Source organism: Streptomyces lateritius (assembly GCF_014649715.1).
Lineage (GTDB): Bacteria > Actinomycetota > Actinomycetes > Streptomycetales > Streptomycetaceae > Streptomyces > Streptomyces lateritius.
Genome location: NZ_BMTO01000003.1, coordinates 38,275 through 58,902 on the forward strand (window position 1 = coordinate 38,275; position 20,628 = coordinate 58,902).

22 protein-coding genes are annotated in these 20,628 nt (G+C 70.2%); 16 read left to right on the top strand and 6 right to left on the bottom strand.

What is annotated here, in order from left to right; all coding sequences use genetic code 11:
- Positions 1–57: 57 nt before the first annotated feature.
- Positions 58–387 carry a hypothetical protein gene (locus tag IE136_RS06600; protein ID WP_189599792.1) on the top strand — a complete coding sequence of 110 codons (330 nt, stop codon included), beginning with the start codon at positions 58–60 and terminating at the stop codon, positions 385–387.
- A 472-nt stretch (positions 388–859) separates the two neighbouring features.
- Positions 860–1,075 (top strand): transposase, encoded by a 216-nt coding sequence (locus tag IE136_RS36680; protein ID WP_189599793.1) that lies wholly within the window; start codon positions 860–862, stop codon positions 1,073–1,075.
- A 405-nt stretch (positions 1,076–1,480) separates the two neighbouring features.
- On the opposite strand, the gene IE136_RS06610 is transcribed toward IE136_RS36680, so the two are convergent.
- Entirely contained in the window at positions 1,481–2,110 is a 630-nt protein-coding gene (locus IE136_RS06610) for a DJ-1/PfpI family protein (protein WP_189599794.1), read from the bottom strand.
- Between the two features lie 356 nt (positions 2,111–2,466).
- On the opposite strand from IE136_RS06610, the gene IE136_RS06615 reads away from it, so the two are divergent.
- A complete protein-coding gene (locus tag IE136_RS06615) occupies positions 2,467–2,919 on the top strand; it encodes a polyprenyl synthetase family protein (RefSeq protein ID WP_189599795.1) in 453 nt (150 codons plus the stop codon).
- A 240-nt stretch (positions 2,920–3,159) separates the two neighbouring features.
- Here IE136_RS06615 and IE136_RS06620 read toward each other — a convergent pair whose 3' ends face one another.
- The 3 genes from IE136_RS06620 to IE136_RS06630 form a co-directional block, all read right to left on the bottom strand.
- On the bottom strand, positions 3,160–3,591 hold the full coding sequence (locus tag IE136_RS06620) for an NUDIX hydrolase (RefSeq protein WP_229818673.1): 432 nt from the start codon (positions 3,589–3,591) through the stop codon (positions 3,160–3,162).
- A gap of 78 nt (positions 3,592–3,669) precedes the next feature.
- Positions 3,670–3,915, bottom strand: a complete 246-nt coding sequence (locus tag IE136_RS06625; protein WP_189599796.1) for a hypothetical protein — start codon at positions 3,913–3,915, stop codon at positions 3,670–3,672.
- A gap of 238 nt (positions 3,916–4,153) precedes the next feature.
- The gene (locus IE136_RS06630) at positions 4,154–5,248 is read right to left on the bottom strand and encodes a hypothetical protein (protein ID WP_189599797.1); all 1,095 of its coding nucleotides are present in this window, start codon (positions 5,246–5,248) and stop codon (positions 4,154–4,156) included.
- Between the two features lie 828 nt (positions 5,249–6,076).
- Here IE136_RS06630 and IE136_RS06635 point away from each other — a divergent pair.
- The 13 genes from IE136_RS06635 to IE136_RS06695 all read left to right on the top strand — a co-directional run bounded on the left by IE136_RS06635 (position 6,077) and on the right by IE136_RS06695 (position 19,040).
- Positions 6,077–7,156, top strand: coding sequence for a lytic transglycosylase domain-containing protein (locus IE136_RS06635; protein ID WP_189599798.1), 1,080 nt, complete (start codon positions 6,077–6,079; stop codon positions 7,154–7,156).
- Between the two features lie 59 nt (positions 7,157–7,215).
- Positions 7,216–8,280 (top strand): RNA polymerase sigma factor, encoded by a 1,065-nt coding sequence (locus IE136_RS06640; protein ID WP_229818674.1) that lies wholly within the window; start codon positions 7,216–7,218, stop codon positions 8,278–8,280.
- A 98-nt stretch (positions 8,281–8,378) separates the two neighbouring features.
- Entirely contained in the window at positions 8,379–9,311 is a 933-nt protein-coding gene (locus IE136_RS06645) for an ABC transporter ATP-binding protein (protein WP_158992326.1), read from the top strand.
- Positions 9,308–10,078 carry an MlaE family ABC transporter permease gene (locus IE136_RS06650; protein ID WP_158992328.1) on the top strand — a complete coding sequence of 257 codons (771 nt, stop codon included), beginning with the start codon at positions 9,308–9,310 and terminating at the stop codon, positions 10,076–10,078. Before IE136_RS06645 ends, IE136_RS06650 begins: the two co-directional genes overlap by 4 nt.
- 10 nt (positions 10,079–10,088) lie before the next feature.
- Complete coding sequence (locus IE136_RS06655) at positions 10,089–10,907, top strand: MlaE family ABC transporter permease (protein WP_158992330.1); 819 nt, start codon at positions 10,089–10,091, stop codon at positions 10,905–10,907.
- 5 nt (positions 10,908–10,912) lie between these two features.
- Positions 10,913–12,151 (top strand): MCE family protein, encoded by a 1,239-nt coding sequence (locus IE136_RS06660; RefSeq protein WP_158992332.1) that lies wholly within the window; start codon positions 10,913–10,915, stop codon positions 12,149–12,151.
- Positions 12,148–13,176, top strand: a complete 1,029-nt coding sequence (locus IE136_RS06665; protein WP_158992334.1) for an MCE family protein — start codon at positions 12,148–12,150, stop codon at positions 13,174–13,176. The genes IE136_RS06660 and IE136_RS06665 overlap by 4 nt, the downstream gene beginning before the upstream one ends.
- Entirely contained in the window at positions 13,173–14,156 is a 984-nt protein-coding gene (locus IE136_RS06670; RefSeq protein ID WP_158992337.1) for an MCE family protein, read from the top strand. Before IE136_RS06665 ends, IE136_RS06670 begins: the two co-directional genes overlap by 4 nt.
- On the top strand, positions 14,153–15,310 hold the full coding sequence (locus IE136_RS06675; RefSeq protein WP_158992339.1) for an MCE family protein: 1,158 nt from the start codon (positions 14,153–14,155) through the stop codon (positions 15,308–15,310). Before IE136_RS06670 ends, IE136_RS06675 begins: the two co-directional genes overlap by 4 nt.
- The gene (locus tag IE136_RS06680; RefSeq protein WP_189599799.1) at positions 15,307–16,638 is read left to right on the top strand and encodes an MCE family protein; all 1,332 of its coding nucleotides are present in this window, start codon (positions 15,307–15,309) and stop codon (positions 16,636–16,638) included. The genes IE136_RS06675 and IE136_RS06680 overlap by 4 nt, the downstream gene beginning before the upstream one ends.
- Positions 16,635–17,846: an MCE family protein gene (locus IE136_RS06685; protein ID WP_158992343.1), complete on the top strand. Its 1,212-nt coding sequence runs from the start codon at positions 16,635–16,637 to the stop codon at positions 17,844–17,846. The genes IE136_RS06680 and IE136_RS06685 overlap by 4 nt, the downstream gene beginning before the upstream one ends.
- Positions 17,847–17,851: 5 nt before the next feature.
- Positions 17,852–18,367, top strand: coding sequence for an Rv1363c family protein (locus tag IE136_RS06690; RefSeq protein WP_229818675.1), 516 nt, complete (start codon positions 17,852–17,854; stop codon positions 18,365–18,367).
- A 13-nt stretch (positions 18,368–18,380) separates the two neighbouring features.
- On the top strand, positions 18,381–19,040 hold the full coding sequence (locus IE136_RS06695) for a hypothetical protein (protein ID WP_158992345.1): 660 nt from the start codon (positions 18,381–18,383) through the stop codon (positions 19,038–19,040).
- A gap of 17 nt (positions 19,041–19,057) precedes the next feature.
- Here IE136_RS06695 and IE136_RS06700 read toward each other — a convergent pair whose 3' ends face one another.
- Positions 19,058–19,891, bottom strand: coding sequence for a class II glutamine amidotransferase (locus IE136_RS06700; protein ID WP_158992347.1), 834 nt, complete (start codon positions 19,889–19,891; stop codon positions 19,058–19,060).
- Positions 19,892–19,974: 83 nt separating this feature from the next.
- Positions 19,975–20,610, bottom strand: coding sequence for a pentapeptide repeat-containing protein (locus IE136_RS06705; protein WP_158992349.1), 636 nt, complete (start codon positions 20,608–20,610; stop codon positions 19,975–19,977).
- Between the last annotated feature and the right edge of the window lie 18 nt (positions 20,611–20,628).

Consider the following 20,628-nt stretch of genomic DNA (forward strand, 5'->3'; position numbering starts at 1 on the left):
CACGGACCCTGTCGTCGATCCGCTCACCCGGAATCGCGGCATGACCGAGGAGGGACAGTGCAGGCGACAGACCTCACAGGCACCTACACCTATCGAAGTTTCCTCGACAGGCCGGAGCCCATCGACGACTTCAACGATCTCAGGTTCGCTCAACTGGAACTCAGGCTGACAGCCACTTCGGCGGGCAGTGTGAGCGGTCTGCTGGTCTTCCCAGCGCCGGCGGGCGTGGAACCGTTGGCGATGGAGATGGTCGGGCAGGCGGACGGGACGCCCTTGGCAATCACGCTCACGGGCGAGGGGGTTCCGGGAACCCCGATCGAAGACTTCCACTACGAGTACGACGGCGTGGTCCTCCGGCACTGGCCGACGGGAGTGGGCAGCGGATGACGCTCGCCGGAACCGTCCTTCGTGCCAAAGACCACGGCAGCGGCGCCAACCTCGCTAAGCCGGACAGACAGCGAGCTTCCTCGCGGTGAAGAGGGCGTCCTGACCTGCCCGTGGGACTGTAATCGTCGGCCCTGTCACGTAATCGGTGGTAGCGCTGGGCGTCCGTCAGCGTAGGAGGATGCGGTGGCGGAGGAGATTGAAGCCGGCACGTCCGTGCATCTGTCGCCTGATCCTCTTGGTGCGGGTGTTGACGCCTTCGGGGTGGGGCAAGGTAAGGCCGGCGTTCACGGCGGGTCGGTCGATGACGCCGTCTGATCGGCGAGTACTTCGCGGCCGAGCAGCCACTTGTTGGCGCCGCTGCCGGAAGAGCCGTTCGAGACGGGCAGGCTGTCCACACCGCGGGTCGACCGCTACAGCCAGATCGTTCAGCGCCATCGCCCGAGAACGCCGCGGTCAGGACCTCGCAAGCTGGATGACCCGAGCTCTCGACCAGGGCCCCTCACCAGTCCAGGGCTTCGCCGCTTTCCTCCAGAACGACTGGGACGCTGTTGTCAACGGCCTCACCCTCCCCTGGAGCTCCGGCGCCATCGAAGGCCAGGTCATACGCATCAAGCTGAGCAAACGCCGGTCATACGGCAGGGCGTCGTTCGCTCTCCTGCGGACCCTCGTCCTGGCCCAGCCGCCATGACCATCACGAAATTTCCGCCACAGCCGTTTTCCAGGAATCGCCATCAGCGTTGCGGACACCCACTTCGACACCGCTGTAGTCCGGGATCCGGTTGGTCATAGTGATCCGTACCAGAGCTCCCCTGAAAGCCAGCGGCCCCGCGAGTAGCTCAGCTCCAGGGGCAGAGCGGGGCCCAGGTTGCGGTTGCCGACCAAGTGGCCTGCCCAGTGTGATCCGGGCAGTGAACTGGCCGGTACGCTGGTCGACTCCGCCTGCCACCGCGCTGGCGAAGTTCCCGGCCTGGGTGAAGAAACTCGGCGAACTCATGATGCGGACTCCCTGTGGAGGGGCCGGCATGCGGGTCCTACGAGGTGGGAGCTGATGGCCAAAACTGAGCTGCCGCGCGCACGCTGGAGCTGAGCGGGCTCAGCCGCCGCTGACGAGTTCCCGGGCCCGGGCCACGACCTCGGGCGTCGCCGTGGCCAGGGAGCCGCTGTCGTACGGCGGCTGGGGGCCGTACTCGGTGAGGAGCTGAATGGCCCGGGCGGTGAGTTCGTCGCTCAGCAACGCGCACAGCCCCAGGGCCATGTCGATACCGGCGGAGATCCCGGCCGCGGTGATGATCTTGTCGTGCCGGACGACGCGTTCCGCGGTGTAGGTGGCGCCGAACGTCTCCAGGTCGTCCATCGCCATCCAGTGGGTGGTCGCGGTCTGCCCCTCGAGCAGCCCCGCTGCCCCGAGGATGAGCGCCCCGGTACAGACCGAGGTGGTGAAGCGGGTCGTCTGGTGAATCCGGCGCACCCAGTCGATGAACTCCGTGTTGTTCAGCATCAGTCGCGCCCCCGCACCGCCCGGGACGAGCAGCACGTCGCAGGACTCGACCTCCGTGTACCGGTTGGGCACGTCCACCCGCATGGCGCCCAGCACGTCGGCGATCCGCCCCGGTTCGGGCGCGACGAAGCGCACCCGGGCGTCGGGGACGTTCGCCAGGAGCTGGTACGGGCCGATGGCGTCGAGCGGCTCGAAGAGCCTGAAGAGCGGGATCACGATGTCCATGCCGGGGAGCTTATGCAGGCATCTTCGTTACCTGAGGACGCATCTGCGGACACGCCCAGGCGTGCGCGGCAGGTTCACGAGAACGGGTGCCGGGCCGCCTCAGCCCGGCTCGACCAGCCAGCCGCCGTGCTGCCGTCGCCTGGTGCACGGCATCGGGGCATCCGGGGATGGCTGGGCCGGTTGCGCCGCCATGACACCGCACATCTCCGCAGAAGGGCCCGACTTCCCTGCTACGGGCTGGGGGAGTCGGGCCTGGTGGTCTGACGCGTCCTTGACCGTCTCCCGCACCTAGCCCGGCGTCTGAACCCGCCCCCAGAGTTGCTACGGCCGGCCGCCATACCGTCCCAGACGGCCGGGTGTTCCTCCTCGGTGTCCCAGACGATGACGGCGTCGACCGCTCCAGACTTCAGCTCCTTCGCGACTTGATCGTTCTGCCTCTCGGGGAAGCGTTTCAGCTGCGCGACGATCTTCTCGGGGTGTTCGGCGACCCGAAGAAGACAGGCAAACCCGTCCTGGACGACCCGCGGGAGGGCAAGAACACCGTCCTCATGGCGCTGACCCGGCATAGCGCCACCCCCGGCCAGAACCGCATCCTGCTAAATCTGGTGGAAAACCCGAAGCTGGACGGTGCCGGAGCGGCAAGGGTGCGGGAGGTCATCACCTCGACCGGAGCACAGGCCCACGTCGAGGACGTGATCCGCTGCCGCCACCGCGACGCCGTCGAAGCCATCGACGGCGCCCCCATGCCGGAGCCGGTCAAAGCCTCGCTGCGGACGATCGCTGAACGCGTCGTGGACCGCGCCACCTAGGAGAGAGTGGTGTCAGGCACAGGTGACAACGCCCTCGTTCCCTCCGCCAGGCTGTGACGGAACGGCGTGTGCGCCGGAGGCCTACGGCTCTGAGGCGAGGGATGCTCCAGCGGAGTGCCCTTTCGAGGAATGGGGTTACTGTGCCCATGGGTCCTGGAACCTGACCGGTGTGTGGGCTGCCATGAGAGGCACCATGCCCATGCTGCGGGGCGCCGAGGCGTTCCATCCTGGTAGCCGTGGTCAAGATCGAAGGACGACGTCCAGGTGTCGCTGGACCGGCTTGAAGAGTCCGTACGGGATGTACCGCGGGATCTCCGCCAGGGTCACCCAGGCGATCTCGGCGACTTCATCAGCATCCGCCACATGCGCGGTCCCGCCGACCACCTCGCAGGCCGTGTACGACACTTGCCGACCGGTGATTGGATGGACCCGCTCGCCCAGCCGAACAACGGCGACCACGTCCAGGCCGGCCTCCTCCTTCGTCTCGCGGACCGCCGCTTCCTCGCAGGACTCGCCCGGTTCGACTTTGCCCGCCGGGAACTGCCATGAGAGCTGGCCCTCTGCAACTCGTCGCCGTACGAGCAGTACGCGACCCTCGTGAACCACAACGGCCCCGGCGACCCGACGCTCAGGTTGAGCATTGCTATGCAGCGACGCCTCTCGGTCACTCACGGCAGGCGCCGTCGTTCGTGACTTTCGCGAGCCCCTTGTTGTTCTGTGATGAGTTGCATGGGCGGGGCTGTCCGATCCTCATCCCTCGAAGAGCATTTCTTCCACCGCGGCCGGCGCCGCTGCCTCCTGCTGTGCGCGCTCGAACTCGAGCTGCCACGCTCGCGCCTCGGCGTAAGCGACGTGGACCATGCTGCCCGGACACAGCACCAGTGCCCGGGGCTCGGTCTTGTGGTCCTTGACCGATCCGTACCCGATGCGTTTGGTAGGCAGCAAGGCGTGCGGAACGGAGCAAGAGGGGCATGGAGCCTTCGGGAGGGTCGCCATGTCAGCAGGATGGCCTAATGAGCCCCGGCGCGGCAGGGAGCGCATGAGCGCGCACTGTGGCACGTCGGGTCCATCCGTACCTAGGACAGGGGTGCCGATGGATCCAGAGGACTTCTTCGTGAGCCGCCCAGGTGGTTGGTTCGGCGGACAAGGTTCCCCGACGCTCGACGTGCAGCTGGTGAGGACTTCACCGCCTGTGTTGGCGACCACCTGACGCTGCCAAGGCCCCTGACAGTGGCTATCGCCACGGGGCCTGGGCGCTCTGGGCCTGCCGGCGGGCGGAGGCGGCGTCGGCGCGGGCCGTGGCCAGGAGGTGGGGGAGTCGACCGGCTGCGTTGGTGTTCCACCAACAGTGGGCGTCGGGGGAGAAGGCAGCCTTCGGGACGTTGTCGATGGCTTCTTGGTAGACGGTTGGTGAGTCGTGCCAGTCGGTGTCGGCGATCACGTCGAGGGAGCGGCGTGAGAGGCCGTCGAGGAGGGTGAAGAGCCGGGGGAGGGCGGTCAGGTGGTGCTGGCTACGGCTTGTCTCGCGGACACCGCCCGGGTATTGAACCCAGAGGAGTTCCTGGGCTGCCCAAGGCAGATCGATCACCTCGCGCCCGTCGTAGGCCACGACCACCCGATCGGCCATCGGCGCAGCGATGCCGGCCACCAATCCTCGGCCGGTGTGGTGCAGGCGGTCGGCCAGCCGCACCGCCCAGGGCTCGTCCTGAAGATCACGCTTGATCGCATGCTCCAGCACGTCGTGGGCGCGGGCCCATCGGGCCGCGACAGGTGAAGGACGGTCGTGCTGTTCGGCATGGGAGAGGTCCATGAGGGCCGTGAGCCACTTCTCGCACCACCGGTCGAAGCCGTACCGGTAGTCGTAGCGGAGCTGGTCTGACGAAGGGTTCTCCAGTTCCTGTGCCTCGAGGGCTTCTTCGCAGATCTCTTCCCAGGTCTCCTGCCAGGGCAGCCGGAACTTTCCAGGCCGGCGACGATGGAAGTCGGAGTGGAGCAGTGAGGCCGTGCCGATCAGCAGGAGTTCTTCCGTGGCCTCCCCGCCGCGGTAGTTGTGGGCGTGGCGCTCCGCCACCCGGTCCCGGGCCGCTGCCAGGGCCGCGAGCGGTTTGCGTAGGAGGCGGTGGGCGTCTTTCGGGTCACGCCCTCCCGGCCCGCGCATCCCGAACGTGAGCACCCCGCAGTAGGCGTCCAGGTCGTGTCCGGCCTCGAGGCGAGCGGCCAGCTTGCCGAGGTCTTCCATGCGTGAGACCAGGTGGCGGGCCTCGGTGTAGTAGTCCGGAAACGGGTTGGGGCAGCTCTGGCAGCCTCCCGGCTCGGGAACGTCGGCCATGCTGTCGCGGTCCGGAACGCGCAGACTGACCCCGGCACGCTGGGGAGGTACCCGGAACGCTCTGCAGTCGGCCGACAGGTGGAGCACTGCACCGGTAGCTGCCTTCCACAGTGGTACGTCCATACCAGCCAGGGGGCCGAGCGGAACGTCATGGGCCGTCGGAAGGGATGCCTCGTTCTGTGCTGCAACGCTCGCGGACACGCTCGTGCGCTCCTGCCCTCGGGATGTCGGATGGGTGCCGCATCAGCCTGTCGTACGGCTGAGGACCGCGGTGTGCCTTTCGCCGATCGAGTGACGGGACAGGCCATCGTGCCGACGGCCGGACCGGGCTGCGCGTCCCGCCGCAGCACACGGCTCAGCTCACCCGAGCGAGTGGCGAGTGTCACAATCGAGGGAGGTGGCTCCCATCTCGCCGGGGAGTCGAGCAGTGGAGGTGACGCCTGGTTGGGGACCACGTGGGGACCAGCATTGCCGCACGCTGGTGCACGGCACGTGTGTTCATGCACGTTAGCCGTCCTCAAATAGCGGCACATGTCCCAATTGTGGCCCTGGCGCAGCCATCTGGGAGTCAAGGGGTCGCAGGTTCAAATCCTGTCGTCCCGACTCGAAAGAGTCGCAGATCAAGGGGCCGTTTCAGAGCAATCTGAAACGGCCCCTTGATCGTTCTGGGGAGGCTCGGCGGCAGCGGTGGCCTCTTGATCGATTTCGGGTCCGGCTGCGGCATCAGGGCCGTGCGTCGGAAGAAATCCGGTGACGCGTGCGACGGACGCGTCCCCTCGCCCCGTAGAGCAGACGGCAGGAGCCGAGCGATGGGGAGGGGACCGACATATGGCGCGGCAGATTACGGGACGAGTACACAGGCGGGTCGGGGCCACGGCGGTCGTCGCGGCGGCCCTGGCGGCGCTGACCGGGTCGCAGGCGCCGGGGATCGCGGCGCGGGCCGCCGCGCCGCAGGTCGGTGCGGCGTCGGACGCGGAGACTCCGGGGGACGCGTACTACTTCAGCGAGCTGCCCCCGCTCCGGGTGCACAACCCGGTGCCGTCCGAGCCTTCCGTGCCCGGGGCGCGCTCCGCCGAGGGCTCCGGCTTCGTGACCGGCCGCGGGGCGCTGCCCGCCACCGTCCTCGCCGCGTACCGGCGGGCGGAGGCGGCGCTCGCGCGGAGCGCCCCGGGCTGCGCTCTGCGCTGGCAACTGCTCGCCGCCGTCGGCCAGGTGGAGTCGGGCCAGGCGCGGGGCGGCAGGGTGGACGCGGACGGCACCACGTACGCGCCCATCATCGGGCCGCAGTTGAACGGTCGCGGCTTCGCACTGATCCGCGACACCGACGACGGCGCCCACGACGGCGACCCGTCCTACGACCACGCCGTCGGACCGATGCAGTTCATACCCTCGACCTGGGCCCGGTGGGGGGCCGACGGCAACGGCGACGGCCGGTCCGACCCCCACAACGTCCACGACGCGGCGCTCGCGGCGGCGGGCTATCTGTGCGCGGGCGCCCGAGACCTCTCCCGGCCCCTGGACCTGGAACGCGCGATCCTCTCCTACAACCGGTCCCGGGCGTACCTGCGGGTCGTCCTCGCCTGGTACGGCTATTACAGGGGCGGCCACCAGGTGGTTCCGGACGCGGGCGGCGCCGGCTCGGGTACGGATTCCGGTACGGGTACGGGTACGAGTTCGGGCTCGCGTACCGGCGGGGCGTCACCCTCACCCTCACCCACGCCCTCGCCCTCGCCGCCTACGCGTTCGCCCTCGCGCCCGGAGGCGCCCGAGCCGTCGTCCTCGCCCTCGTCGCCGAAGCCCTCCCCGTCCGCCCCGAAGCCTCTTCCGTCCCGGATCACCGTCCCCGACGTGGGGCTGCCCACCGGCGGCGTACCGACGGAGCCGGACGCCCTCCCCGGCAACGTTTAGGCCTCACTCGCGTACACCCCCCTCCCAACAGCCGATACTCGGCGGTAACCTCCCCGGGCATGACGACGGACATGCATCCCTCCCACTCGACCGGACCGGGGGACCACACGGCCCACCTGCGGTGGCAGCGCATGTGGAGCCATCGTGAGCAGTTGCTCAAGGTGGCCCGCCGCAGGTCCATGAGCGCCGAGGACGCCGAGGACGCCGTCCAGGAGGCCATGCTGCGCGGCGCGCAGAACACCCACCTGGACGAGGCGCGGCTCGGCGCGTGGCTGACGACCGTGACCATGCGGCTCTGTGTCGACCGGCACCGGCAGGTCCGCCGGGAGGCCGAGGTGGGCAGCGCTCCGAAGCTCATGGCCCCCGGCCCGGTCCCCGTCGAGGAGGTCGTGTGCGACCGGGCGGAGGCCCGGTGGGTGGCGTACCGCAGCAGGGAACTGCCCGCCCGCCAGGCCGAGGCGCTCCGGCTGAAGTCGGAGGACCGGGACGTCGAACAGATCGCCCGGGAGATGGGGCTGAGCAGCAGGGCGGTCGAGTCCCTGCTGGCCAGGGCCCGGCGCACCCTGCGCAACTCGCTGGCCGGCACCCTCGCGCTCGCCCTGTGGCTCATCGGGCGCGGGCGGGATCAGGCGGGGCACGCCGGCCCGGCGGGTGTCCACGTCCAGGCCCTCGCCGCGACGTCGGCGGCGGCGGCCCTGGCCGTGGTGGGCCTGCTCGCCCCCTTCACGTACGAGAGGGACGCCCCGAGGCCCGCCCGCCCGGCCACCTCGGAGGAGGTGGGGGAGGAGAAGGCGGGGTACGCCGCACCGGCCGTCACGCCCGCGCCTCCCTCCGCTTCTCCGGTCTCCGCTTCCTCCGCTTCCGCCTCTTCGTCACCTTCCTCCGCGGCTGCCGCTCCCTCCGCGCGCCCGCACGCGAAGGCCTCACCCACCGTCCTCACACCGGTGGTGCCGACGCCGACGCTTGTACCGCTGCGGATCGCGGTGCCCTCCCAGCCCCCGGCGGCCGTGCCGGAGGTCCCCCTGCCGGAGGTGCCGGCCTCGCTGCCCTCCCCGTCGGCCACCCCCGCCGCGTCGCTGCCACCGCTGCCGCCGGCCCTGCCGCGCCTCCCCGCGCACCCCTGATGTCCGCCACGTAAAAATCTTCGATTTCCCGCGACGGACCCGGCGCCCCTCGCCGTAGAGCAGATGTACGAGCTGCTCCCCGCTGAAGGGTGAACCGGATGGGTGTCGAGATCCACGTGGAAGGGTTGACCAAATCCTTCGGGGATCAGGTCATCTGGCAGGACGTCTCGCTGACGCTGCCCGCCGGTGAGGTGTCCGTCATGCTCGGGCCCTCGGGCACCGGCAAGTCGGTGTTCCTGAAGACGCTCGTGGGTCTGCTCAAGCCGGAACGCGGATCGATCCGGATCGCCGGGCAGGACATCACCCGGCTTCGCGAGCACGACCTCTACGAGGTGCGCAAGCTCTTCGGTGTCCTGTTCCAGGACGGCGCCCTGTTCGGGTCCATGAACCTCTACGACAACATCGCCTTTCCGCTTCGCGAGCACACCCGCAAGCCGGAGAGCGAGGTCAGACGGATCGTCCTGGAGAAGATGGACATGGTCGGTCTGATCGGCGCCGAGGAGAAGCTGCCGGGCGAGATCTCCGGCGGTATGCGCAAGCGGGCGGGGCTGGCGCGGGCGCTGGTGCTCGACCCGGAGATCATCCTGTTCGACGAGCCGGACTCGGGGCTCGACCCGGTGCGCGTCGCCTATCTCAACCAGCTGATCGTGGACCTGAACGCGCAGATCGACGCCACCTTCCTGATCGTCACCCACGACATCGCCTCGGCCCGGCAGGTCCCCGACAACATCGGCCTGCTCTTCCGCCGCGAGCTGGTGATGTTCGGCCCGCGCGAGCAGCTGCTCACCAGCGACGAGCCGGTCGTACGGCAGTTCCTCAACGGCCGGATGCAGGGGCCCATCGGCATGGCCGAGGAGAAGGACGCGGCCCAGGTCGAGCAGGAGCTCGCGGGCCTCGACGGCGGGGACGAGGATCAGCCCGCGATGACCCCGCGCCTGCTGCCGAGCGCCGGCGTCACCCGGCCGCCCCGCTGGCAGGCGATCGCCGACCGCGAGGCGGTTCTCCGCAAGCGGCAGGTGGCGGACGCATGAGCCTCTCCCCGACCGGCGCCCTGCGCCACTCCGGCAGCCTCTTCGCGATGGCCCTGGACGTCCTGCGGACCCTCCCCCGACGCCCCTTCCAGGTGAGGGAGTTCATCCAGCAGGCCTGGTTCGTCGCGAGCGTCACCATCCTGCCCACCGCCCTGGTCTCCATCCCCTTCGGCGCCGTCATCGCCCTCCAGATCGGCAGCCTGACCCGCCAGCTCGGCGCCCAGTCGTTCTCCGGCGCCGCCTCCGTGCTCGCCGTCCTGCGCGAGGCGTCCCCCATCGTCACGGCCCTGCTCATCGCCGGGGCCGGCGGCACCGCGATCTGCGCCGACCTCGGGGCGCGCAAGATCCGTGAGGAGATCGACGCCATGGAGGTCCTCGGCATCGACCCCATCCACCGCCTCGTCGTCCCCCGCGTGCTCGCGACCATGCTCGTGGCGGTCCTGCTCAACGGCCTCGTCTCGGTGGTCGGCGTGGCCGGCGGCTACTTCTTCAACGTCGTTCTGCAGAACGGCACCCCCGGCGCCTACCTGGCCTCCTTCACCACCCTCGCCCAGCTCTCCGACCTCTGGGCGGCCGAGCTGAAGGCGCTGGTCTTCGGCGCGATCGCCGCGATCGTCGCCTCGTACAAGGGGCTGACCGCCAAAGGCGGTCCGAAGGGCGTCGGCGACGCCGTGAACCAGTCCGTGGTCATCACCTTCATGTTGCTGTTCGTGACGAACTTCGTGCTGACCGCGGTGTACTTCCAAATCGTCCCGCAGAGAGGTTGAGAGGTCGGACGTGCGAGGACTTCTCCATCGCCCCCTGCGCTCCCTGGAGGAGCTGGGCACCCAGCTGGTCTTCTACGGGCGTTCGCTCGCCTGGACCGGCCGCACCCTGCGCCGCTACAAGAAGGAGGTCCTGAGGCTGCTGGCCGAGGTCAGCTTCGGCCGCGGCGCGCTCGCCGTCGTCGGCGGCACGGTCGGCGTCATCGCCTTCCTCTCCTTCTTCACCGGCACCGAGGTCGGCCTCCAGGGGTACGCGGCGCTCAACCAGCTCGGCACCTCCAACTTCGTGGCCTTCCTCTCCGCGTACTTCAACACCCGGGAGATCGCGCCGCTCGTCGCCGGGCTCGCGCTCTCCGCCACCGTCGGCGCTGGGTTCACCGCCCAGCTCGGCGCCATGCGGATCAGCGAGGAGACGGACGCGCTGGAGGTGATGGGCGTCCCGTCGCTGCCGTTCCTGGTCACGACCCGGATGATCGCGGGCTTCGTGGCGGTGATCCCCCTGTACGTCGTCGGGCTGCTCTCCTCGTACTTCGCCGCCCGGACCATCACCACCGGCTACTACGGGCAGTCGGCGGGGACCTACGACCACTACTTCCAGCAGTACCTGCCACCGGTCGACGTGCTGTGGTCCTTCGGCAAGGTGATCGTCTTCGCCCTCGTGATCATCCTGGTCCACTGCTACTACGGCTACCACGCGAGCGGCGGCCCGGCGGGTGTCGGCGTCGCCGTCGGCCGCGGCGTGCGGACCTCCATCGTGGCCGTCAACCTCCTCGACTTCTTCCTCTCCCTGGCCATCTGGGGCGCCAACACGACCGTACGGATAGCGGGGTAGGGCCGATGCGTCGCACCATCAGACTGAGGCTGTACGGGATCGTCTTCGTCACCTTCATCGCCCTGCTGCTCTCGCTCTCCGTCGCCGTCTACCAGCAGGCGTTCACCCCCGTCGTACGGATCACCCTGGAGGCCGACACCCTCGGCAACCAGCTCGAACCGCGCGCCGACGTCAAGCTGCGCGGCCTCCTCGTCGGAGAGGTCCGCGAGGTGCGGGCCGACGGCGCGAAGGCGACACTCGGCATCGCGCTCAAGCCGGAGCACGTCTCCCTCATCCCGGCCGACGTGCACGCCCGGCTGCTCCCGAAGACCCTGTTCGGTGAGAAGTACGTCGATCTGGTGGCGCCGCCCGGCACGTCCTCGGCGCGGCACATCCGCGCGGGTGACGTCATCACCCAGGACCGCACCACGGTCGGCATCGAGGTCCAGCGGCTGATGAACGACCTGCTGCCGCTGCTCCGTACCGTGCAGCCCGCCGAGCTCAACGCCACCCTGTCCGCGTTCGCCACGGCACTCGAAGGGCGCGGCGACGACATCGGGGAGAACCTCACCCGCCTCGACGCCTATCTGCGCCGGCTCAACCCGCACATGCCGTCCCTCAAGGAGGACATCTCGCGCTTCGCGGACGTCGCCGAGGTGTACGGCGAGGCCGCCCCCGACCTGTTGCGGATCCTGGACAACACCCTCACCACCAGCCGCACGCTCGTCGAGAAGAAGGACCAGCTCGCCTCGCTGCTCGGCTCGACCGCCGCCGCCGCGAGGACCACGAAGGGCGTGCTCGACGAGAACGCGGCACGGCTCATCACCCTGGGCCGCGTCTCCCGCCCCACGCTCGCCCTCTTCGCCCGCTACTCCCCGGAGTACCCGTGCCTCCTGGCCGGTCTCGTACGCCAGGAAGCGGCGTCCGAGGAGGCGTTCAGGGGCGGGAAGATGCGCATCACCCTGGAGTTCGTCCGTCCCCGACCCCCGTACCGACCCGGCGAGGAACCGCGCTATGCCGAACGCTCAGGCCCGAACTGCCGAGGTCTGCCCCATCCCCACGTACCGGCGCCTCCGACCAAGCTCGACGACGGCACGTCGGCGTCGCCCGGTTCAGGAGGTCCGGTGTCCGGCACCTCGGCCGAGCACCGCGCCGTCGCCTCGCTCGTGGCACCCGTCATGGGCGTGCCCGCCGACGACGTCCCGGCCGTCGCCACCCTGCTCTTCGGCCCGCTGGCCCGCGGAACGGCGGTGAGTCACGCATGAACGCCCGCTCCACAGCGCCCCAGTTGACCAAACTCGGCATCTTCGCGGTGGTGACGATCGCGGCGACCGCCGTCCTCGCCGCCACCATCGTCAACCTCTCCTTCACCCCCAAGGAGACGTACACCGCCGTCTTCAGCGACGTCACCAGCCTGGAGGAAGGGGACGACATCCGGGTCGCCGGCGTCCGCGTGGGAGAGGTCGAAGAGATCCGGGTCAAGGACCGGACCCTGGCCGAGGTCACCTTCACCGTCTCCCGTGACCGCCCCCTGCTCACCACCACCCGCGCCGTCATCCGCTACCGGAGCCTGGTCGGGCAGCGGTACATCGCCCTCACGGAAGGGGCGGGGAACGCCACGCGGCTCGACCCCGGCGGCCGGATCCCGCTCTCCCGCACCGAACCGGCCCTCGACCTCAACGCGCTGCTGAACGGCTTCAAGCCGTTGTTCGCCGCGCTGAGCCCCGAGGACGTCAACCAGCTCGCCACCGAGATCGTCAAGACCCTTCAGGGGGAGGGCGGCACGGTCCGCAGCCTGCTCGCGCACACCGCCTCGCTCACCACGACGCTGGCCGAACGCGACAAGCTGATCGGGTCGGTCATCACCAACCTCAACACCGTCCTGACGACCGTGGACCGGCGCAGCACCCGCTTCTCCGACCTGATCACACAGCTGCAACGGCTGATCTCCGGTCTCTCGGCGGACCGCAGACCCATCGGTGAGTCGCTGGCCGGCATCAACGCTCTGGCGGCGGCGACATCGGGCCTCCTCAAGGACGCCCGGCCGCCCCTGAAGACCGACATCGCCGAACTGGCCCGCCTGACCGGCACACTGGGCGACCACGAGAAGACCGTGGAGGGCGTCCTGCGACGGCTGCCGAACAAGCTCGACAAGCTGACCGCCACCGCGTCGTACGGCTCCTGGTTCAACTTCTACCTCTGCGACTTCGACGGCCGGATCGTGCTGCCGAGGACGGACGAGGTCATCACCCCCGAACTCCACGTCGCCCGGGCGAGGTGCGGACGATGATCCCCTTCCGCGAACGCAACCCCGTGACGATCGGCGCCGCCGGCCTCACCACGCTCGCGCTGCTGATCGCCGCCGCGTTCAACGTCGAGAGCCTGCCGCTGATCGGCGGCGGAGACACCTACAGCGCGGCCTTCTCCGAAGCCGGCGGCCTGCGGCCCGGCGACGAGGTCCGGATCGCCGGCGTCAAGACCGGCAAGGTCGACGAGGTGGAACTGGCCGGCGACCACGTCAAGGTGACCTTCCGGGTCGAGGGCGACCCGGAGCTCGGGACCGGGACCGGCGCCTCCATTCGTATCAAGACGATCCTGGGCGCGAAGTACCTCGCCCTGGAGCCGAAGGGGCCCGGCAGGCTGGAGCCGGGCAGCGAGATCCCGCTGAGCAGGACCGTGCCCGCGTACGACGTGGTGGAGGCGTTCAGCGACCTCACGACCACCACCGAAAAGATCGACAAGCAGCGCCTGGCCACCGCCCTGGACACCCTCTCCGCCACCTTCGAGGACTCGCCCGCCGAGGTCAGGGCCTCCCTCCAGGGCCTGTCGAAGATCTCCCGGACCGTGGCCTCCCGCGACGAGGCGCTACGGGAACTGCTCGACCACGCCAACGGCGTCACCGGCGTACTGGCAGACCGCAGCGGCCGGTTCACCACGCTGGTCAAGGACGGGGACAAGCTGTTCAGGGAGATCCACGCGCGGCGCCAGGTCGTCCACGCCCTGCTGCGGAGTTCCGTCGCCCTCGGCCTCCAGCTCTCCGGTCTCGTACGGGACAACCGGGCGGCGATCGGGCCGGCCCTCACCCGGCTCCACACCGTGGTCGCCATGCTCGAACGCAACCAGGCGAGTCTCGACCGCAGCGTCCAGCTCCTCGCCCCCTTCGCCCGGGTCTTCACCAACACCCTCGGCAACGGCCGCTGGTTCGACAGCTACATCCAGAACCTGGTGGCCCCCACGCCGGTCGCCCCACGCCCAGGAGGGTCACGATGACCAGGCGGACCGTTCGCCGCGTCGCACTGGCGACGCTCCTCGTGGTGGCCGCGGTGCTGGCCGTCGTCCACCTGTCGCGGGAGGACACCGTCCGGGTGACCGCGTACTTCCCCCGTACGGTCGGCGTCTACCCCGGCTCGGACGTACGCGTCCTCGGCGTCCGTATCGGCGAGATCAAGGAGATCGTGCCGGAGGGGGACCGGGTACGCGTCGTGCTGGAGTACGCGGCGGAGCACAAGGTCCCGCCGGACGCCAAGGCCGCGATCATCAACTCGTCGGTGGTCAGCGACCGTTACCTCCAGCTGCTGCCCGTCCACCGCGGCGGCCCCGCGATGGAGAGCGGCGCCGTCATCCCCCTGCACCGCACCGCCGTGCCCGTCGAGCTGGACCGCGTCTTCGACAGCCTGCGGACCACGTCGGACGCCCTCGGTCCCCAGGGTGCCAACAAGGACGGCTCGCTGTCCCGGCTGCTCGCCGTCAGCGCCGACAACCTCCAGGGCCAGGGCGGGCAGCTGCACCAGACCGTCCGGGACCTCTCGCAGGCCGTCACCACCCTGTCCGACGGCCGTCAGGACCTGTTCGGGACCGTACGGAACCTTCAGGTCTTCACCGCCGCGCTGGCAGCCGACGACGCCTCCGTCCGGTCGTTCAACGCCAGCCTCGCCAAGGTGGCCGAACAGCTCGCCGGGGAGCGCAAGGACCTCGCCGCCGCGATCACCCACCTGGCGGCGGCGCTCGCCGACGTGTCCGACTTCGTGAAGAAGAACAAGAAGGCGCTGACCGCGGACGTGAAGGGCCTCGCCAAGGTGACCGGCGTGCTCGTCACCCAGCGCGCCGCCCTCGAAGAACTCCTCGAGGTCGCCCCCGCCGGCCTCTCCAACCTCCAGAACGCCTACAACCCGGCCTCCGGAACGCTTGACACCCGCGGCAACCCGGAGCAACTCCACAACCCGGCCGACCTGCTGTGCTCGCTGTTGAAGACGACCGGCGAGGAGGCCGGGGGGAAGGCCGCCGACTGTCAGAACCTGAAGAAACTGTTCGACTCCCTGCCCGATCTGCCCGAGGCCGACCCGGTCACCGGAGCGGCGCTTCCGGCGGCCGGAGCGCCCTCGACGGACAAGACCCTCGGCGGAATCCTGGAGGCCCGTACATGAGAGCTCCCCGAAAGGCCGCGCTGTGGGCCGCCGCCGGCTCACTCCTGCTGACCACCGGCTGCGAGTTCAACGGCCTCCACGACGTTCCCCTGCCCGGCGGCGCGGCCGCCGACGGCGACAGCTACCGGGTCACGGTCGAGTTCCGCGACGTCCTCGATCTCGTACCGCAGTCCACGGTGAAGGTGAACAACGTCACCGTCGGCGCGGTCGAGAAGGTCGAACTGGTGGGCTGGCACGCGCGCGTGCGGCTGCGTGTCGCCCGGTCGGTCACGCTGCCCGGCAACGCGATCGCCGAGCTGCGGCAGACCAGCATGCTCGGCGAGAAGTACGTGTCGCTGTCCGCGCCGCCGGCCGAGAAGCCGGTCGGCAGGCTCACCGACGGCGCGAGGATCCCGCTGTCGCGCTCCGGCCGCAACCCCGAGATCGAGGAGGTCCTCTCGGCCCTGTCGGCCCTGCTCAACGGCGGTGGCGTCGCCCAGCTCAAGACCATCACCACGGAGCTGAACAAGGCCCTGGACGGCCGCGAGGACCGGGTCAAGTCCCTCCTGACCGAGCTGAACACCTTCATCGGCGGCCTCGACGCGCAGAAGAAGGAGATCGTCCGGGCGCTGGAGGGCATCGACAAGCTCTCCGCGACCCTCGCCAAGGAGAAGGAGACGATCGCCCAGGCCCTGACCACCGTGCCGCCCGCCCTGAAGGTGCTCGCCGACCAGCGGACCAAGCTCACCACCATGCTGACCTCGCTTTCGGCACTCGGCACGACCGGCACGAAGGTGATCGAGGCCTCGCGCGCCGACCTGATCGCCAACCTGCGAGCGCTCCAGCCGATCCTGCGGCAGCTGAACAAGGCGGGTTCCGACCTGCCCAACGCGCTGGAGCTGCTGACGACCTACCCGTTCCCGCGCAACGTCGTCGACGCGATCAAGGGCGACTACGTCAACCTCGAAGTCACCGCCGACCTCGACCTCCGCGGCGTGTACGGAAATCTGGCCGACGAACCCGCGCGTCCGGGGACCCCCACGAATCCCGGGACACCCGCACTGCCCGGAAAGCCGCGGCCGCCGGAGGTGCCGGGACTGCCGGGTCTCCCCGCCCCCGGGCTCCCCGGCGTACCCGCCCCCGAGCCGCCCGGGACCCCGTCGCCTTCCCGCACCCCCGGCACGCCGGTGCCCCCGGGAACGGGCGGCGGCGGTGACGCCGACCTCGGCTGCCTGCCGCTCTGTTCCCCGGCCGACCCCGTCGCGTTCCGGCCGCAGGGCGACAGCCGCTTCCCGCCCGGCGTCGACCTCGCGCTCGCCGAGCTGCTGATGAAGGGACTGGTCCCGTGATCACCCGTACGGTCAAGGCACAACTGCTCGCGTTCGCGCTGGTCACCGCGGTCGGTGTCTCCTACGTCGGCGCCGAGTACACCGGCATCGTCGACCGTCTCCTCGACCGCGGATACACCGTACGGGCCGACTTCGCCGACTCCGGAGGCATCTACGAGGGGGCCGAGGTCACCTACCGGGGAGTACCCGTCGGCCGAGTCGGCGACCTGCGGCTGACGGAGTCGGGCGGGGTGTCGGCGGCGCTCGTCCTGGAGGACTCCCCGAGGATCCCGGCGGACAGCCTCGCCGTGGTGGCGAACCGCTCGGCCGTCGGTGAGCAGTACGTGGACCTCCAGCCGCGCTCCGCGAGCGGCCCCGCACTACGGGACGGCGGCACCATCCCGCGCCGCCACACGCGGGTGCCGGTGCCGGCCACCGAGATGATTCTGAGCCTGGACCGGCTGGTCGGGTCGGTGGACAAGCGGGACCTGCGGATCACCGTCGACGAGCTGGGCGAGGCGTTCTCCGGAACCGGGCCGCATCTGACCCGTCTGGTGGACTCGGGGAACGCGCTCGTCGAGTCGGCGTCGGGGTCGCTTCCCGAGACGATCACCCTGATCGAGGACTCCCGGAAGGTCCTGAAGACCCAGGCCGACCAGGGCTCCTCGATCACCTCCTTCTCCCGCGATCTCGCCGCGCTCACCGCCCAGTTGAAGGCGAGCGACGGAGACCTCCGGGCCCTGATGGGCAACGGGACCTCCGCCGCCCGCGAGGTGGAGTCGCTGATGCGGGACAACCGGCCACACCTCCCGGTCCTGCTCGGCAACCTGATCAGCGGCGGCCAGATCACGCTCGCCCGTCTTCCCGGCGTGGAGCAGACGCTGGTCACCTTCCCCGTCGTGGTCTCCGGCAGCTACACCGTGGTCCCCGGTGACGGCACCACCCACTTCGGTCTCGTCGTCAACGCCGACGATCCGCCGCCCTGCCGTCAGGGGTACGGAACCCAGCGCCGCGACCCGGCCGACACCTCCCACCGCCGGGCGAACACCGACGCCCACTGTGCCGCCCCACGCGGCAGTGGGACATCCGTGCGGGGCGCCCAGAACGCCCCCGCTCCCGCCCCCGCTTCGCACTCCGGAAAGCCCGTGCGGATCGGCTCCACGGGCGGGGCACAGACCGTCTTCGGAAAGGACTCCTGGCAATGGCTGCTCGTGGGACCCATGGCATGAACGGCATGATCCGTGTACTCCTCGCCCGCGTGGCCCGGCCGCTGCGCCACCGCGGGGCCGTCGCCGTCCTGGGCGTCCTGGCCGTGGTCCTGACGGCCGCCTCCGCGTGGCTCGGCGCGCAGGTGTACGAACGCCATGAGGAGGACCGGCGGAACCAGGACATCCTGGCGGCCGCCCGCCAGTCGGCGCTCAACTTCACCTCGCTGGACCACCGGCACTACGGCCGGGACAGCGAGAACGTCCTGAACGGCGCGACCGGGGACTTCAAGAAGCAGTTCGCGGCCCAGACCAGGGAGTTGACGAAGATCGTCGCCGAGAACAAGTCGGTCTCCGAGGGGCAGGTCCTCGACGCGGGCATCGTCCGGGCCGACGACCGGTCCGCCCGCGTGCTGGTTGTGGCCGACAGCAAGGTCACCAACGTGACGGCCCCGGAGGGCACTTCCCGCAACTACCGCCTTCAGCTCGACCTTGTCCTCGAGGACGGTCGTTGGCTGACGTCCAACGTCGAATTCGTCGGCTGACAGGAGATCCACCGTGGCGAACCAGACCCTCCGATCCGCGACCGTCCGCGCTGCCGCCAAGCGCGCCGAACGCGCCGAACGTACGCGCCGGTCGAACGACGGCCGGCCCGCGGCGACTCCAGTCCTTGAACGGACCGAGCCTGCCGAGAGCGCCGTACGGCCGGTCAGGCGGCCCGGCACGCTCGGCGCGGTACTCGCCGCCCTGGTCGTGCTCGCCGTGGCCGCCACGGCGACGCTCGGTCTGCGGTACCGCGAGGCCGACCGCACGGCCGCCGCCCGCACGGCCGCGCTGGCCGAGGCCCGGAAGGCGGCCCCGGCGATCCTGTCGTACGACTACCGCCACCTGGACCGCGACTTCGCCGCGGCCCGCGCCCACCTCACCGGACCGTTCCTCGACGAGTACGGGAAGACGACCTCGACCGTGGTCGCCCCCACCGCCAGGACGTACCACGGCGTCGTCAAGGCCACGGTCGCCAAGCCCCCGACAGGGGACGCGGCCCCGGCGGCGTCGGTGGTGTCGGCCTCCCCGGAGAAGGTCGTGGTCCTGCTCTTCATGAACCAGGTCACCACCAGCACCCAGGTCGCGACACCACGCCTCGACCTCAACCGCGTGAGGATGACGCTCGTACACACCCCGCAGGGCTGGAAGGTGAGCGCCGTCGACGCGCTGTAGCCACGCTCCCTCCATCCTCATGCCGGCTGGGGGGTGAAAGGGCGCATCTCGTCCGTGCCGGGCTGGACGACGCCGTACGTGCTCTCCGGGACCTCGTTCCAGGCGCCCGGGAGGTCGCCGAGGGGTTCGGAGACGATGAGACGGGTCTCCTCGGAGATGTCGCGGAGGAACGCGACGTCGGGGTGGAGCTTGCGCAGGGCGTCGACCCGGCTGCTGTAGAAGAGCGACCGGGAAGCGCGCTGGCTGGAGTAGCGGAAGGCCCAGAGGCGTTCGCCGTTGGTCACGGCCAGCGTCATCTGGAGCGGGTAGTCCACGCCGTGGTCGTGGCCGACGTCCTCCACGACCCCCGCCATCCGGGCCACGGCGCTCGGCGGGTCCTGTTCGAGGCCGAAGGTCAGGGCCAGGTAGAACATCACCTCGGAGTCCGTCGTCCCTTCGATGCTCGCGAACAGCGTGGGGTCGACGAGCATCGTCAGGTCGCGGCGAACGAGGTGGAAGTCGGCGATGGCGCCGTTGTGCATGAACATCCAGCGGCCGTACCGGAACGGGTGGGAGTTCGACTGCTGCACCGCCGTGCCGGTGGACGCCCGGATATGGGCGAAGAACAGCGGCGAGCGGACGTGATTCGCGATCTCGCGCAGATTGCGGTTGTTCCAGGCGGGCCCGATGTCCCTGATCAGCGCCGGGGTGGTGTCCTCCCGGGTGTACCAGCCGACGCCGAACCCGTCGCCGTTCGTGGTCTCCACCCCCATCTTGGCGTGCAGGCTCTGGTCGATCAGGGAGTGGTCGGGCTTGTACAGGATGGTGTCGAGCAGCATGGGCGTTCCCGAGTACGCGAGCCATCGGCACATGCGCGATCACCTGCATCCCCGTGACCACCGGTATCCCTACAGCTCTCATTCTCGGCTCCCTCCCCGGGGGACGCCACGCGACCTCAGGGGCGCAGGGTCCCGCGGCGGACGCCCTCCAGGCGGGCGCCGGTCATGACCGCCCCTTCGGTCCTCGCCGCGATCAGCACGGCCGACGACAGGTCCGCCTCCGACAGGTCCGCGTCCGTGAGGTCGGCCCCGACGAGCTTGGCGCCCCGCAGGGAGGCGCCCCGCAGGGTCGTGCCGACCAGGCGGGCGCGGGAGAGAACGGCGTCGTCGGCGTGGACGCCGCTCAGGTCGGCCGCCGTGAGGTCGCACAGGCCGCCGTTCACCCGCGTCAGGGTCGCGTCGACCAGGGTCGCCCCGCGCAGGTCCGCACCGGTCAGCGAGGCGTCGGTGAGATCGCAGCCGGTCAGCGCGCAGCCGCGCAGATCGGCGTAGCCGAGGTGGACGCCCGTCAGGTCGGTGCCCGAGAGGTCGGTCCCCGCCAGCGGGATGCCGGCCAGGTCGTTGTCGGTGCCCCACGGCTGGGTCCAGTCACGCAGCAGGCCGCGCCAGTCCCCGCCCCCGGTCAGGGCGTCCCGGACCGCGGCGAGGACGGAGGCGTTCTCCGGCCGGGCCCACCGCTCCCGTACCTCGGTCGCGTGACTGTTCTCGTCGAATGCGTCGGACGCGTCTGATGCGTCGGAGGGAGTGGTCATGCGTCAGGCGTTCCGTTC

Excerpts from the sequence above, each read along its gene's own strand:
- IE136_RS06670 (WP_158992337.1), top strand. The coding sequence starts at position 13,173 with ATGATCCCCTTCCGCGAACGCAACCCCGTGACGATCGGCGCCGCCGGC.
- IE136_RS06630 (WP_189599797.1), bottom strand. The coding sequence starts at position 5,248 with ATGGCCGACGTTCCCGAGCCGGGAGGCTGCCAGAGCTGCCCCAACCCG.
- IE136_RS06635 (WP_189599798.1), top strand. The coding sequence starts at position 6,077 with ATGGCGCGGCAGATTACGGGACGAGTACACAGGCGGGTCGGGGCCACG.
- IE136_RS06675 (WP_158992339.1), top strand. The coding sequence starts at position 14,153 with ATGACCAGGCGGACCGTTCGCCGCGTCGCACTGGCGACGCTCCTCGTG.
- IE136_RS06625 (WP_189599796.1), bottom strand. The coding sequence starts at position 3,915 with ATGGCGACCCTCCCGAAGGCTCCATGCCCCTCTTGCTCCGTTCCGCAC.
- IE136_RS06650 (WP_158992328.1), top strand. The coding sequence starts at position 9,308 with ATGAGCCTCTCCCCGACCGGCGCCCTGCGCCACTCCGGCAGCCTCTTC.
- IE136_RS06700 (WP_158992347.1), bottom strand. The coding sequence starts at position 19,891 with ATGTGCCGATGGCTCGCGTACTCGGGAACGCCCATGCTGCTCGACACC.
- IE136_RS36680 (WP_189599793.1), top strand. The coding sequence starts at position 860 with ATGACCCGAGCTCTCGACCAGGGCCCCTCACCAGTCCAGGGCTTCGCC.
- IE136_RS06680 (WP_189599799.1), top strand. The coding sequence starts at position 15,307 with ATGAGAGCTCCCCGAAAGGCCGCGCTGTGGGCCGCCGCCGGCTCACTC.
- IE136_RS06640 (WP_229818674.1), top strand. The coding sequence starts at position 7,216 with ATGACGACGGACATGCATCCCTCCCACTCGACCGGACCGGGGGACCAC.
- IE136_RS06665 (WP_158992334.1), top strand. The coding sequence starts at position 12,148 with ATGAACGCCCGCTCCACAGCGCCCCAGTTGACCAAACTCGGCATCTTC.
- IE136_RS06660 (WP_158992332.1), top strand. The coding sequence starts at position 10,913 with ATGCGTCGCACCATCAGACTGAGGCTGTACGGGATCGTCTTCGTCACC.
- IE136_RS06705 (WP_158992349.1), bottom strand. The coding sequence starts at position 20,610 with ATGACCACTCCCTCCGACGCATCAGACGCGTCCGACGCATTCGACGAG.
- IE136_RS06645 (WP_158992326.1), top strand. The coding sequence starts at position 8,379 with ATGGGTGTCGAGATCCACGTGGAAGGGTTGACCAAATCCTTCGGGGAT.
- IE136_RS06610 (WP_189599794.1), bottom strand. The coding sequence starts at position 2,110 with ATGGACATCGTGATCCCGCTCTTCAGGCTCTTCGAGCCGCTCGACGCC.
- IE136_RS06690 (WP_229818675.1), top strand. The coding sequence starts at position 17,852 with ATGATCCGTGTACTCCTCGCCCGCGTGGCCCGGCCGCTGCGCCACCGC.